Genomic DNA, 12,871 nt, shown 5'->3' on the forward strand with positions numbered 1-12,871 from the left:
CGAAGCTCGAGCTGGGCTTCAGGAGTGGCCTTGCGGCCGTCGAGGGTTGTGGTGGTTTTATCTTCATAACTCATTTATCAATTATAACATAACCGTAGCTGCTTGTCAACTATTTTGTGCCTATGTTAATAATCTCCTGCTCTTTACATCGAGCAGCCTCACGTTTGCGAAAACGGTCTCTGCTTTGGCGGCCGTTCTTCTGCTCCTCTTTGAGAATGCGCCGGAGGCTCAGCTCGGGCGCAATGAAGAACTCCGCGTGACGCAGACGGAACTCGCCGAACTTCTCGGCATCGACCGCGCAAGCCTTGTGCGGGCAATGACCATCCTGCGAAGTGCCGGCGCGATTGCCACGGCGCGCGGCGTGGTGAAGCTTGTTTCCATCGAGCGCCTTCGCGAAGCCGCTCGCGAGGCTCAATAATCGCGGTTCGCGCACTTTTCTTCCGCCGCATTTGCGCCATAGACCGGAAGATTCTTCTTCGGTCTGATCCAGCCGGGAGCCTCCTCGGTACTTTCTCCGTCTCAGCTTCATCCGCGTCAAGGCAAAATGGGGAGCGAGAATCGGGGCTGATGCATCAGGATGGTGCGCTCCGCTTCTTTTCCCCAACGCGGGCGCAAAAAGACAAAGAAAGCGCCCGAAAAACGGATCTCCAAATGCCAGCTTTTCTTCTGCGAAGGCTTCTCGAAGCCCTTGTGGTGCTTCTTGCCGTCGCCGCCATCGCCTTCGTGCTCTTTCAGTTCATCGGCGATCCGGTCGCTCAGATGCTCCCGATGGATGCGACCCCTGAGGACCGCGCCAGGCTTGCCGCTGCGCTCGGCCTCGACCAGCCGGGCTGGATGCAGTTTCTGAAGTTTCTTCAGAATGCCGTCCACGGCGACTTCGGGCTGTCGCTCCGGCAGGCTGCGCCTGTGGCGTCCCTTTTCGCCGATCGCCTGCCCGCCACGATGGAGCTCGCCTTTGCGGCGCTTCTCATTGCTCTGGTTCTCGGCATTCCGGCAGGCGTCTGGGCGGCCGTCCATCCCAAAAAGTGGTCGTCTCAGCTCATCATGGGCGCGTCCGTTCTCGGCATGTCGCTTCCGACCTTCCTGATCGGCATTCTCCTCATTCTGCTTTTCAGCGTTGAGGTCGACTGGCTCCCGTCCTTCGGACGCGGGGAAACCGTTTCGCTCGGCTGGTGGACGACGGGGCTCCTCACGGCCGACGGCCTGAAGCACCTCATTCTTCCCGCGGCAACGCTTGCGATCTTTCAGCTCGCCCTCATAGTAAGGCTCGTTCGCGCGGAGATGCTTGAAGTGATCCGCCAGGACTTCATCAAATTCGCCCGTGCGCGCGGACTCTCGAACCGCACGGTCTACCTCGGCCATGCGCTCAAGAATACGCTCCTGCCCGTCATCACCATCACGGGCCTGCAGCTCGGAGGCCTCATCGCCTTCTCGATCGTTACCGAAACCGTCTTCCAGTGGCCCGGCATGGGGCTTTTGTTCCTCCAGTCCGTGCAGTTTGCGGACATTCCGGTCCTTACGGCCTACCTCTGCCTCATGGCGCTCTTCTTTGTGATCATCAACCTCGCCGTTGACGGTCTCTGCGCAATGGTGGATCCGCGCCTCAAGGCTCAGGCCCGCCGCGGCTGACCGCCAGTAAGGACTCTGGAAAAAAGAAAACAAAAAGACACTTCGTCATGACTGCACAGAAAGACAAAACCTTCCTCGCGCGGCTTTCAGACTCCCCGGTCTGGTGGTCGCTCAAGAATTCGCTCACGGCTCAGATCGCACTCGCGGCGGGCATTCTGCTCATAGTGCTTGCCGTCGGCGCGCCGATTTTTTCGACGCAGAACCCCTTCGACCTCGCTTCGATCGACATTTCCTTTGCAAACCTCCCGCCCTCCTGGACTGAATCGGGAGATCCGATGTTTCTCTTCGGGACGGACGACCAGGGGCGCGATCTCTGGTCCGCAATGCTTTACGGCATGAGGCTTTCGCTCACGATCAGCGTGATTGCGGTCGCCCTTTCGATTCTTTTAGGCGTTTCGCTCGGCCTCCTTGCAGGCTTTGCGGGCGGGTGGATTGAAAGCCTCATCATGCGCGTCTGCGACATCATGCTTTCCTTCCCGGCGATTCTCCTTGCGCTCCTCATCGACGGCATTCTTCGCGCGGCGCTTCCCGCGGGCGAACACACGCTTCTCCCCTACGTCGTTCTTATCGCCGCCATCACGCTCTCGGGCTGGGTGCCCTATGCGAGGACGGTGCGCGGCATAACCCTCGTCGAGCGCGGCCGCGAATACGTCCTTTCCGCCCGCGTGATCGGCGTAAAGCCCCGCGTCATCCTCTACCGCCACATTTTTCCCAACGTCCTCGGTCCCGTCTTTGTGCTCGGAACCCTTCACGTGGCGACGGCGATCCTCACGGAAGCGACGCTCTCCTTCCTCGGGGTCGGCGTTCCGCCGACGACGCCTTCCCTCGGAACGCTCATCCGCATCGGGAGCGACTTCCTCTTCTCGGGCGAATGGTGGATCACGATCTTCCCGGGCGCAGCGCTCGTTGCGCTCATTCTTTCCGTCAACCTCGTGGGCGACTGGCTCCGCGATGCGTTCAATCCGACGCTTCAGCAGTAATAGAGAGGCTCAGAAATGACTGAATTGAGCAGCACCTCGCGGAAGACCCCCATTCTGGAGGTCAAAAACCTCACGGTTGAAATCTCCACCCGCGGCAAGACCCTCCGGGCGCTCGACGGCGTCGACTTCTCCATTGCCGAAAGCGAAATTCTCGGCATGGTGGGCGAATCCGGTGCCGGGAAGTCCATGACCGGACAGGCCCTGATCGGGCTCCTCCCGACGGGCGCGAGGATCACGTCCGGCGAACTCTGGCTCGAAGGCCGGCGCATAGACAACCTCCCCGAGAGCGAACGCGAACGTCTGCGCGGGAAGTCGATCGGCGCGATCTTCCAGGATCCGCTCACGTCGCTCGACCCCCTCATGAAGGTGGGCGACCAGCTCGTTGAAACCATCCGGGCGCATCGCCCGGAGATGACGCGCGCTCAAGCCAAAGCGCGCGCGATTGAACTTCTTCGCGAAACCGGAATTCCCTCGCCCGAGGTCCGCGCCGAACAGTACCCGCACCAGTTTTCGGGCGGCATGCGCCAGCGCGTCGTAATTGCGCTCGCGCTCTCCGCTGACCCGAAACTCATCATTGCCGACGAGCCGACAACGGCGCTCGACGTGTCGATTCAGGCGCAGATCATTTCGCTCTTGAAGCGCCTCGCACACGAGCATGGCGCGAGCATCATGCTCATCACGCACGATATGGGCGTGATTGTGGAAACGGCAGACCGGGTCGCCGTGCTCTATTCGGGCGAAATCGTCGAAATCGGGAATGTCGCCGACGTCATTTCCCGTCCGCAGCATCCCTATACCAAGGGGCTCATGGGCTCGATTCCCGACATCAATGCACCCGGCCTCTGGCTCGAGCAGATCGAAGGCTCCATGCCCGACCTTGCCGACCGGCCGAAGGGGTGCCCGTTCCATCCGCGCTGCCGCGCGGCAATGGAGAAGTGCCGCGAATGCCGGCCGCCGCTCGCCCCCATGGGAACGTCGGACGCCGCCTGCTGGCTTGCATCCCCGACGGGGAACGCCGTTCCGGATTCGCTCGTCCGCTTCCACCCGAAGCGCCGCGACCTTGGAAAAGAGGCCGAAAAGCGCGAGGAGGATCTCAAAACCGCGAAGCCGATCCTGGGGTTGAAGGACCTCTCCTGCACGTTTGATGTTTCAGCTCCCTTCCTCACGCGTCTGATTTCAAGGCTCCCGAAGCAGGAAGTGAAGGCCGTGAGCGGCGTTTCCTTCGGCGTCAGGCGCGGCGAAACGCTCGCGCTTGTCGGCGAATCGGGCTGCGGCAAATCCACGCTCGCGCGTCTTCTCGCGGGGCTCTACAAGCCCACCGCGGGAAGCATCGATTTCGAAGGGTTCGTCAAAAAATCTTCCGGGAGCCCCGACTTCGAGCGCGACATTGCTGGCCGCCTCAACATGATCTTCCAGGACCCGTACGCGAGCCTCAATCCGCGCATGCGGATCGCGGACATCATTGCCGAACCTCTCGAAACGCTCCACCCCGACTGGACGAAGGAGGCGGTGGAAAAGCGCGTGCGGGAGTCCGCTGAACTCGTGCGCCTCCCTGAATCGGCGCTTGCGAAGTTCCCGCATCAGTTCTCGGGCGGGCAGCGCCAGAGAATTTCGATTGCGCGAGCGCTTGCCGCGCGGCCCGAGTTCCTCATCTGCGACGAACCGACCTCAGCGCTTGACGTCTCGGTGCAGGCGCAGGTCTTGAACCTCATGAAGGAGCTTCAGCTCGAATTCGGGATTACCTATCTCTTCATTTCGCACAACCTCGCCGTCGTTCATCACATGAGCGACCGCGTGGGCGTGATGTATTTAGGGAAGCTCGTTGAGCTCGCGAGCCGGGACGACCTTTTCCGGAACCCGAAGCACCCCTACTCCCGGATGCTTCTCGACGCCATTCCTCATCTCAAGGAAACCGGGAAGGCGAGAACGCCCGTCCAGGGGGAAGTGCCGAGCCCGCTCAACCCGCCGTCCGGCTGCGCCTTCCATCCGCGCTGCCCGAGGGCAACCGAAATCTGCCGGACAACGCCGCCCCAGTTCAAGGGAATCGACATTGTTCCGGGAAGTGCGGCTCCAGGATCAGAGACGGCGCGCTACTGCGCCTGCCATCACCCGCTCTGAGGTCCCGGAGCGAAACGGCCGGCAATGGCCGAAAGCCCGCGCGCCCGCTAATATACGGTTCGTTTCTGTTCTGAGAAGAAGCGGACCGTATTTTTTCGGGTGCTTTTCCCTGACAGCAAATCTTTTTATTCACGCCTGCGCTAAGGGGAGAAGCGGCCCGAAAAGCCTCTCGCCCGGCGCGCCACTCAAGGACCAAGCAAAATGGAACGACGCTGGGAGCCGATCAAGGAATACTCGGACATTCTCTTTGACTTCTTTGAGGGCATCGCCCGCATCACAATCAACCGTCCCCAGGTGCGCAATGCATTTACGCCCGTGACGGTTGCTCAGATGTCCGAAGCCCTCACGATCTGCCGCCAGAGAAACGACATCCGCGTCGTCGTCCTCACGGGTGCCGGCGACAAGGCTTTCTGCTCGGGCGGCGACATGCACGTGAAGGGCATCGGCGGCTACATCGATCCGACGGGCGTGCCGCGCCTCAACGTGCTCGACGTGCAGAAGCAGATCCGCTCGCTTCCGAAGCCCGTGATCGCCATGGTGAACGGCTTTGCGATCGGCGGCGGCCACGTGCTTCAGGTGGTCTGCGACCTTTCGATCGCAAGCGAAAACGCGATCTTCGGCCAGACGGGTCCGCGCGTCGGCTCCTTTGATGCCGGCTTCGGCGCGAGCTACCTCGCCCGCTGCGTGGGTCAGAAGAAGGCGCGCGAAATCTGGTTCATGTGCCGCAAGTATTCCGCCCAGGAAGCCCTCGAAATGGGCCTCGTCAACAAGGTTGTCCCGTTCGATAAGCTCGAAGACGAAGTCGTCGACTGGGCAAAGACCATGATGCAGCACAGCGCCCTTGCGATCCGCATGATCAAGGCGGGACTCAACGCCGAGCTCGACGGTCAGGCGGGCATCCAGGAGCTCGCAGGCGACTGCACGATGCTCTACTACATGACCGATGAAGCGCAGGAAGGGGGCCGCGCCTTCCTTGAGAAGCGCGCGCCGCAGTTCAAGTTCAACACGGATCCCTCAAACCCCTGATTCCCCCCGCAATCCATTAGTGAGCCCCATCGTCATGCCGTCAGACACCATCCGCATTCGCGGCGAGAACATACCTTTGAGCGAATTTCAGCGCCGGGGGACCGCCCCCGGCCCGAGACTCGCGAAGGCGCTCGAGGAGAATCCTCAGGGGTTTGACGTCGACATCGCCCGCTTTCTCGAGGCGTTTCTCGATCAGAGCCAGACCGTAACGGTTCACACCTCTGGTTCGACCGGAACGCCCAAGGCCTTTCAGGCCGAGAAGGCGCGCATGCGCGCGAGCGCCCGCATGACGATCGGCTACCTTGGATTGAAGCCCGGCGACACGAACCTTCTTGCCATGCCGATGAGCTACATCGCAGGCAAGATGGTGGTCGTGCGCTCCGTCGAGTGCGGCCTCGACCTTATTCCCGTGACGCCCTCACGGAATCCCTTCGAGTCCGTCACGGATCCCATTGATCTCGTTGCCGTGACGCCCATGCAGGCGACCTCGATCCTTGCTGATCCGAAGTCTGCGGAAGTGTTTTCGAATTCCCGGAACATTCTCATCGGCGGCGGCGCGGTCGACGATCTTCTTTTCGGGAAGCTCCAGTCCGTCAGGGGCCGCGTCTATTCGACCTACGGCATGACGGAGACGCTCTCCCACATTGCGCTCCGGCGCTTGAACGGGCCCGAACGGGAAGCCGGCTACCGGCCGCTTCCCGGAGTGGCAATTTCGCTTTCGCCCAAGGGCACGCTCGTCATTCATGCACCCGCCGTCTCGCCGCGCCCGCTCGTCACAAACGACATCGCGCGCATCAACCCTGACGGCTCCTTTACCGTTCGGGGAAGGCTCGACAACGTCATCAATTCGGGCGCAATCAAGCTTCAGATCGAAGAGATTGAAGCCAAACTCAAAAAAGTAATCAGGGTTCCCTTCGCAATCAGCTCCTGCCCGAGCCACCTCTACGGAGACGAGGTTGTGCTTGTGGTTGAAGGAAAGCCCGAAGACGTGGATCTCGAGGCGGTAAGAAACGCGCTCGATCGCTATGAGAACCCCAAGCGCCTCATTGCGACCGAAAAGCTCCCGCTCACGCACACGATGAAGCCCGATCGTCCGGCGATCCGGATGATTGCCCGGAATGCCCTGCCGCTCTGAAGCTCAGGAGCCGCCGACAGAGAGCAGCTCTACAACGCCGGAAGCCTCCCGGTTGGGAACGCCAAGCTCCACGATGCCCGGCACGAGCTCCCGACGGATCGTGAGGCAGCCCGCCTGCGTCAGGAGCGCGTAAGGAGAAGCGTCGTCATAGCGAAGAGGAGACGCAAGCGTCCCGACTTCAACTGCGATTTCCCCGGTCAAATCATCCGGCAGGAGAAGTCCTTTCGCTGCCGCATGCTTTCGGAGCACCAAAGGCGTCCCGGAACTTTCGAGCCAGTAATTCCGGAAGCCCGCTTCCGGCCTGGCGAGAAACTCAAGGATGGAGGCAGGAGAGAAAACCTTTGTCTTCGCCCGTCGATCAAAGGAAAATCCGCCGTAATGGGCTTCGAGCAGACGGAAGAGTTCCCGGCGGGATAAGCCCAGCGCAGATTCCGCTCGCTTCAGGTCGGTGGCTAACCAGGCTTCGAGCTCTTCCCTCGTGAAGCCGAGCATAGTGCCGTACCGGACATTCAGACTAATGTCGGTGACGCAGTTCAATTCCGAAAAAAGGCTGCTTTCCCGGAAGTTGGCGCTGCCCGTCATGAGGAAGAAGCGGAGTCTTCCTTCATTCGCCTTCAGTACGGAGTAGAAGCGGCTCAGTACATGACTCACAGCCTCAAACAGCACCCGGTCATCCAGGAGAGAAACGAGCGGGGCATCAAAGTCGTCCACAAGTAGAACGAGCGACCCGGACTCGAGAGCGCTGAGCCATTCTCCGAATTGATCGAAGAACGGGATGCCGGCGTCCTCCGAAGAGAAGCGGAATCCCGCAACGGCAAATTTTGTGCTGACGAGCCGCTGAAGCGCAGCCTCAAAGGCGTCTTCCGATGCCAAGTCCTGCAGTACGGAAAAGTCGAGCCGGACGACCTCATAGGTTTTGTCGCGCCAGAGCGCTTCAATGGCAAGGCCCTGAAAATCTCTCAGACCGAAGCGAAAGAGCGACTCAATCGTCGAGACGAGAAGCGACTTTCCGAAACGAGGCGGACGCGTAAAGAGAACCATGCCGCCGCAGGCGCAGAGATCAAAGATGAGCCTCGTTTTGTCCGCATAGATCCGACTCCCGCTCCGCAGCGCGGGGAAATCCGGAGTTCCCGGATAGAACGGCCGAAGAGAAGTGCCCGACATGATTCTTCTTTCTTTTCAAGACATCCGGGATTCTACCTGTCCCGATGCCGGAGGCATTTCTCCCGTCGTACACTTTCTTTAAACGCACTCAACTTCTCCGAGGCTCCCATGCTCTCCGCCATTCTGAGTTCGCTCTCCAACACGCTCGTTCTCCTTTTTGTCGGCGGCTTCGGCTTCTGGCTGGCCTGGCGCGGGTTCCTTGACGTGAGGCAGCGCGGCTTCGTTGCGAAGCTCGTCAATTTTTCCATTCCCTGCTTCCTCTTTTATTCCATCACGGGAAAGTTCACGCAGAGCGAGCTCCTGCGGGTTCTTGAGATGGGCTTCATTCCCTTCATCACGGTCGCGATCAACTGGGCGGTGTCGGTTTTCCTCGTGCGCATGGGGTTCGTGAGAAAGGAATGGCACGGGATCTTCATTGCGTGCTTCACGTCCTCGACGGTTCTCTTTGTGGGCGTCCCGATGACGATGGCGCTCTTCGGCGACGTCGGGATCCCCTATCTTCTCGTCTACTTCTTCGCCAACTGCCTCTACATCTGGACGGTAGGCCTCTACAACATTCAGTTGGACGGCGTGTCGCGCGCGCATCACCAGAAGCCGAAGCTCATTTCGCTTCACTCGATCCGGATGCTCTTTTCGCCGCCGCTCCTCGCCTTCATGGCGGGCGTCCTGGTGGTGCTCCTCGCTCTTCCCATTCCGCAGTTCATCTCGGGCACTGCCAAGGTCATCGGCCAGATCACGTCGCCCCTTGCCCTCATCTTCATCGGCATGACGATTGAGTCGCTCGGCTTCGGGAAATTGAAGCACCTCCCGCGCGAGATCTGGCTCATTCTCGCTTCCTGCTTCATTCTGCGGCCCGTCGTCATGTACATCGTGACGGGGTTCTTCGACATGGAGCCCATCATGCGGCAGGTGTTCGTTGCATCGGCCGCGCTTCCCGTTTCCTCCGTCGTGGCCGTGCTCGCGAAGAGCTACGGAGCGGATGAGGAATTTGCGTCCGAGGCCATCGGGGCATCAACCCTCGGCCTCGTGATCATTCTCCCCGTCCTCATCCTCGCTCTTATGCTTATTTGACGACGCCGGCCTTCAAGCGGATGAGGCGTCTGCCGTCCGGCATGAAGTCGCGTTCGGGCTTCACTTCGTTGGGGCGGCCGACCCTCCTCAGGTACCTGCGCGAGCTCCCGCTCATGTTCCAGCCGACCTCGCGGCCGCGGCTCTGAATGCGGCTCTCGAGGCACGACGCGCAGTGCGTGGGCTCGTCCTCGAGGCAGGGCTTGTTGTCGTAGAGCTGGTAGCCCTTTCTGAAGCGCTGGGGCGAGAGGTTCGGCATCACGACGTTGCAGCCGTATTCGATCCCGAGCTCGCGCCCGTCGTCGCGAATGGCCTGAAGCGCCGTCGCGGCGGCAATGTTGACGGGCCCCAGCACGAGGCGCGTCACGGCAATCATGTTGAGGGCGAGCTGCATGAGGGCCTTGGGCTCCATTTGTCCGAGCGCCTCAAGGTCGTTTCCTTCACTTCGCAGATAGGGGCCCATCCCGATCATGTCGACATCGAGCTTCTGGAAGGTGCGGATGTCGCGGCAGAGGTCTTCAAGCGTCTGCCCCGGGATGCCGATCATGACGCCGGTGCCCACCTGGTAGCCCGCGCGCCTCAGAGCCCTCAGGCACTCGAAGCGGTGCTCGAGGTTCTTTTCATTCGTCCCGGGGGTCGAATGGAGCATGTGAAAGAGCTCCGGGTTCGAGGTCTCAAAGCGCGCGAGATAGCGGATCGAATCCGGATTTCCGCAGGCTTTGGCCCAGCGGCGGTAGACCTCCTCGGTCTGGTCGCCAAGCGAGAGCGTCACGCCGACGCCGTTCGGCAGGAGCGGGCTCTTCGTCTGCTGATGGATTTCGCGCAGGCACTCGCAGATGAATTCAATGAACTTCTCATCATGTCGCTCGCCCGACTGGAGGCAGACGGAGCCGTACCCCTGACGCGCGGCCCAGACTGCCTGCTCGACAATCTCCTCCTTCGTCATGGTGTAGCGCTTCACGGCGTGATTGGCCTTCCGGATGCCGCAGTAGCGGCAGTTGGCCGTGCAGATGTTGGAGAGCTCGATCAGGCCGCGGTAATAGACATAGGGGCCCATCAGCTCCGTCGTGCGGCGGAAGGCTTCGTCCTTCAGCATCCGGCAGTCTTCGGGATCCGTGAGGCCGAGGAGCTGCACGATGTCTTCGTCAGAAAAAGTTGTCTGGGAAAGAATCCCGGCAAGCTGTGTTCTGTTCATTATTTTTTTTGAGGTCTGAATTTCTGATGCCGCGATTTTGCATCATTTCGGGCCGGAGAGCGAAAGTTTCTCGAGCTCTCCGCGTTTACTCGCGGGCGCTACGTCTCATGAGCTACCTAAAATAGGATGCTGTTGATTGGGTTTGTCCCATTTCGAAGGAATCTCCAGATGCCCGTCTTCCTCATCGTCGCACTTGAGCATCCGCGCCGCCTCGGGAGGCTTATCGCCCGCGCCATTCCCGATCCAAGGAATCGGTACACGCTTCCCAACTACACCGGGTTCTACGTCTGGTTCAACGGCACAACGCTCGATCTCGCGAAGCTTCTCGACCTTCCCGGAACAGCAACGCCGGACAATTCTCCGAGTCCTGCCGTCATTCAGATGGTCTCGGCCTACGGCGGCTATGCGCCGGACGAGCTCTGGTCGTGGCTGCGATTCAACGTAAAGCGCGAGCCCGATCCGGAAGAGGAAAAGTGCGCTCCCGAAGCTGCCGGTGAGGCTAATGCAGATTCTGAGAAAACGGAGGAAGCCGCCAAAGCCATTCTGGAAGCGCCGATGCCTGCGCCCCGCAAAAGGAAGAGAAAAAGGAAGAAGCCGGAAGCGGAAGCGCCCGGGGAAGCGGCTCAACGCGATGAGAAGCCTCTCGGTGCGGAAGCCCCCGCAGCGCCTCCCGACGCTGCTCCCGAAGAGGCAAAAGCATCCATCCGGCAGCATCGACGCCGGGGAACGAAGCGGAAAACGCCGAAGGCTGAAGCCTGAAGCTTTTCACAAAATGCCTTGCGCTCAGTCCACAGACCGGTTTCTCCCGACGCGGAGAGGCCGGTCTTTCCGTCATGAGCCTCAGCTTCGGTCGTCCGCCTGACCGCACAAATATTTTGCTTCAAGACCTATTTTCCATCTCCCATTTATGCCACTTTAGTAGGAAAATGCGTATTCGCGACGAGGCTTTCAACTCAAATGAGCTTCCGCTCCTCTCTAAGCCTCTCCTGATGCTCCCCGAGAAACCTTATTTCAGTCATGCTTTTCCCCGAAAACCAATGCACGGCAGCGCCCGAGTTCTCAGAACTCACGCCGGAACTCCTTTGCGGAGCTCCGGGCGACGACCCGCGCTATTGCTGGCTCTCGGGTCGAAGAGCATCGCTCGCTGCCCCCGAAGGGGACGCGCTTCTCATGAAGTTCGGCGTTTCGGGAGCCGAGACCCTTCACCTCACGCCAGCCGATGCCGCGAAATTTCTTTCGCTCGGCCGCTGGGACGGCGTCTGCGTTGAAGACCCGTACCAGGAGCTCGCCGCCTCCATCTGCGGTCATCTCACGCAGGAAGCGCGTGCCGCGAGGCGCGTGAATCTCCTTCTGCGCGAAGGAGACGGCACGATCTCGGGCGACTTTACACTGGGACCGGGGCTCTCACGACTTCTTCCTTCCCTCGGGGTTGAAATCCGGGACTGCCGGGCGCTCATTCTGACGGATCCGGAGCCTGCTCCCATTGCGGCGGGTCTCGCGAACCTCCTCACCTATCTCGGCGCACCGAGGATCGATCTCAAAGCCATCGCGAGGCCGCTCTCGGCCGAGGACGTCGCTCATCTTCCCGGCATTTCCGATACGACGCTTCTCATCAATGCGTCCTCCTTCGGGAAGGCCCCCGATCTGGAAGCCATGCCGATTGAGTCGCCTGATGTGCTGAAGCTTTTCCCATCGCTCGCAGCCGTTCTGGACCTCGTCGACGACCCCATCCGCACGCGGCTCGTCTGGAATGCGCTGAGACTCAAGCTCCACGCCCGAAGCACGCTGGGGCTTCGCGTCATTGAGGCGCGTGAAGCCACTGAATGCTTCACCGGCCGCACGCTTCCCTTCCCTGCCGCACGCTCCATCCTTGCCGACATCCGGCGCGACGCTTCGAACATCGTGCTGATCGGCATGCCCGGATGCGGGAAGACCACGGTCGGAAAAGTTGTTGCCGCCCGACTGATGCGCGAATTTGTCGACATCGACACGCTCGTTGAGCACCGGGTGGGGAAGTCTTCTCAGAGAATCTACCGCGAGGACGGGGAGGAATTCTTCCGCCTCCACGAAACCGCCGTCATTGAAGCGCTTGCCGGCCAGCACGGCCTCGTGATCTCCACGGGCGGCGGCGCGTGCCTGAAACCGAGAAACCGCATGCTGCTGGCCTTGAACGGCACCTTCTACTGGATGCAGCGGCCGCTCTCGAAGCTCTCCACCTACAACCGACCCATCCCGCAGGCCCGGGGCGTTGAAGCGCTCTATGAAGAACGCGCCCCGATCTACCGGGATCTCGCCGAACGGATCATTACGGTGAAGTCGGTCGACGCGACTGCGGCCGAGATCATCGGCGAATCGTCAGCATCCCGAGTCGCTCCTTGACCTTCCGGACGGCGCATAAAGACAGCCGTCAGCGCCCAGCCACCGTAAATATCGGCTTTCCTTCTTATTAACAAAGGCATTTAATAGTTGACGGATGGTGCTGTGTGGCGCTTGGGGTCAGGCCGCCTGTGCATAGAGGGTACTCTCATTCGTAAAACAGGCGCGAATAGGGGTCTT

Annotated in this window: 11 protein-coding genes; 9 read left to right on the forward strand and 2 right to left on the reverse strand. The window is 60.6% G+C overall.

Annotated features, from left to right (window positions below):
- The first annotated feature begins 184 nt into the window (after positions 1-184).
- The 6 genes from GBM95_RS12350 to GBM95_RS09095 all read left to right on the forward strand — a co-directional run bounded on the left by GBM95_RS12350 (position 185) and on the right by GBM95_RS09095 (position 6,888).
- Complete coding sequence (locus GBM95_RS12350) at positions 185-418, forward strand: helix-turn-helix domain-containing protein (RefSeq protein ID WP_193222645.1); 234 nt, start codon at positions 185-187, stop codon at positions 416-418.
- Between the two features lie 233 nt (positions 419-651).
- Positions 652-1,629 (forward strand): ABC transporter permease, encoded by a 978-nt coding sequence (locus GBM95_RS09075; RefSeq protein ID WP_152158809.1) that lies wholly within the window; start codon positions 652-654, stop codon positions 1,627-1,629.
- 47 nt (positions 1,630-1,676) lie between these two features.
- On the forward strand, positions 1,677-2,609 hold the full coding sequence (locus tag GBM95_RS09080; protein ID WP_152158810.1) for an ABC transporter permease: 933 nt from the start codon (positions 1,677-1,679) through the stop codon (positions 2,607-2,609).
- A gap of 15 nt (positions 2,610-2,624) precedes the next feature.
- Positions 2,625-4,727: a dipeptide ABC transporter ATP-binding protein gene (locus GBM95_RS09085; protein ID WP_152158811.1), complete on the forward strand. Its 2,103-nt coding sequence runs from the start codon at positions 2,625-2,627 to the stop codon at positions 4,725-4,727.
- A gap of 201 nt (positions 4,728-4,928) precedes the next feature.
- Positions 4,929-5,753: a 1,4-dihydroxy-2-naphthoyl-CoA synthase gene (gene menB / locus GBM95_RS09090; protein ID WP_139687141.1), complete on the forward strand. Its 825-nt coding sequence runs from the start codon at positions 4,929-4,931 to the stop codon at positions 5,751-5,753.
- 34 nt (positions 5,754-5,787) lie between these two features.
- Positions 5,788-6,888, forward strand: coding sequence for an AMP-binding protein (locus GBM95_RS09095; RefSeq protein WP_152158812.1), 1,101 nt, complete (start codon positions 5,788-5,790; stop codon positions 6,886-6,888).
- Between the two features lie 3 nt (positions 6,889-6,891).
- Here the strand turns inward: GBM95_RS09095 and GBM95_RS09100 are convergent, their stop codons facing one another.
- Complete coding sequence (locus GBM95_RS09100) at positions 6,892-8,052, reverse strand: AAA family ATPase (RefSeq protein ID WP_152158813.1); 1,161 nt, start codon at positions 8,050-8,052, stop codon at positions 6,892-6,894.
- Between the two features lie 108 nt (positions 8,053-8,160).
- Here GBM95_RS09100 and GBM95_RS09105 point away from each other — a divergent pair, with 108 nt between their 5' ends.
- Positions 8,161-9,123, forward strand: coding sequence for an AEC family transporter (locus tag GBM95_RS09105; protein WP_152158814.1), 963 nt, complete (start codon positions 8,161-8,163; stop codon positions 9,121-9,123).
- Here GBM95_RS09105 and hydE read toward each other — a convergent pair.
- Positions 9,116-10,315: a [FeFe] hydrogenase H-cluster radical SAM maturase HydE gene (gene hydE / locus GBM95_RS09110; protein ID WP_152158815.1), complete on the reverse strand. Its 1,200-nt coding sequence runs from the start codon at positions 10,313-10,315 to the stop codon at positions 9,116-9,118. The genes GBM95_RS09105 and hydE overlap by 8 nt on opposite strands.
- 168 nt (positions 10,316-10,483) lie before the next feature.
- Between hydE and GBM95_RS09115 the strand changes: the two genes are divergently transcribed.
- Both GBM95_RS09115 and GBM95_RS09120 read left to right on the forward strand, forming a co-directional pair.
- Positions 10,484-11,074: a hypothetical protein gene (locus GBM95_RS09115; protein WP_152158816.1), complete on the forward strand. Its 591-nt coding sequence runs from the start codon at positions 10,484-10,486 to the stop codon at positions 11,072-11,074.
- Between the two features lie 258 nt (positions 11,075-11,332).
- Positions 11,333-12,694 carry a shikimate kinase gene (locus GBM95_RS09120; RefSeq protein ID WP_152158817.1) on the forward strand — a complete coding sequence of 454 codons (1,362 nt, stop codon included), beginning with the start codon at positions 11,333-11,335 and terminating at the stop codon, positions 12,692-12,694.
- Positions 12,695-12,871 lie beyond the last annotated feature (177 nt).

The sequence above is a fragment of the Sutterella seckii genome, from assembly GCF_009183815.1.
Lineage (GTDB): Bacteria > Pseudomonadota > Gammaproteobacteria > Burkholderiales > Burkholderiaceae_F > Sutterella > Sutterella seckii.

What these genes read in the sequence shown, in the direction of transcription:
- GBM95_RS09115 (WP_152158816.1), top strand. Translation starts at nt 10,484, where the DNA reads ATGCCCGTCTTCCTCATCGTCGCACTTGAGCATCCGCGCCGCCTCGGG.
- menB (WP_139687141.1), top strand. Translation starts at nt 4,929, where the DNA reads ATGGAACGACGCTGGGAGCCGATCAAGGAATACTCGGACATTCTCTTT.
- GBM95_RS09105 (WP_152158814.1), top strand. Translation starts at nt 8,161, where the DNA reads ATGCTCTCCGCCATTCTGAGTTCGCTCTCCAACACGCTCGTTCTCCTT.
- GBM95_RS09120 (WP_152158817.1), top strand. Translation starts at nt 11,333, where the DNA reads ATGCTTTTCCCCGAAAACCAATGCACGGCAGCGCCCGAGTTCTCAGAA.
- GBM95_RS09085 (WP_152158811.1), top strand. Translation starts at nt 2,625, where the DNA reads ATGACTGAATTGAGCAGCACCTCGCGGAAGACCCCCATTCTGGAGGTC.
- hydE (WP_152158815.1), bottom strand. Translation starts at nt 10,315, where the DNA reads ATGAACAGAACACAGCTTGCCGGGATTCTTTCCCAGACAACTTTTTCT.
- GBM95_RS09095 (WP_152158812.1), top strand. Translation starts at nt 5,788, where the DNA reads ATGCCGTCAGACACCATCCGCATTCGCGGCGAGAACATACCTTTGAGC.
- GBM95_RS09075 (WP_152158809.1), top strand. Translation starts at nt 652, where the DNA reads ATGCCAGCTTTTCTTCTGCGAAGGCTTCTCGAAGCCCTTGTGGTGCTT.
- GBM95_RS09080 (WP_152158810.1), top strand. Translation starts at nt 1,677, where the DNA reads ATGACTGCACAGAAAGACAAAACCTTCCTCGCGCGGCTTTCAGACTCC.
- GBM95_RS09100 (WP_152158813.1), bottom strand. Translation starts at nt 8,052, where the DNA reads ATGTCGGGCACTTCTCTTCGGCCGTTCTATCCGGGAACTCCGGATTTC.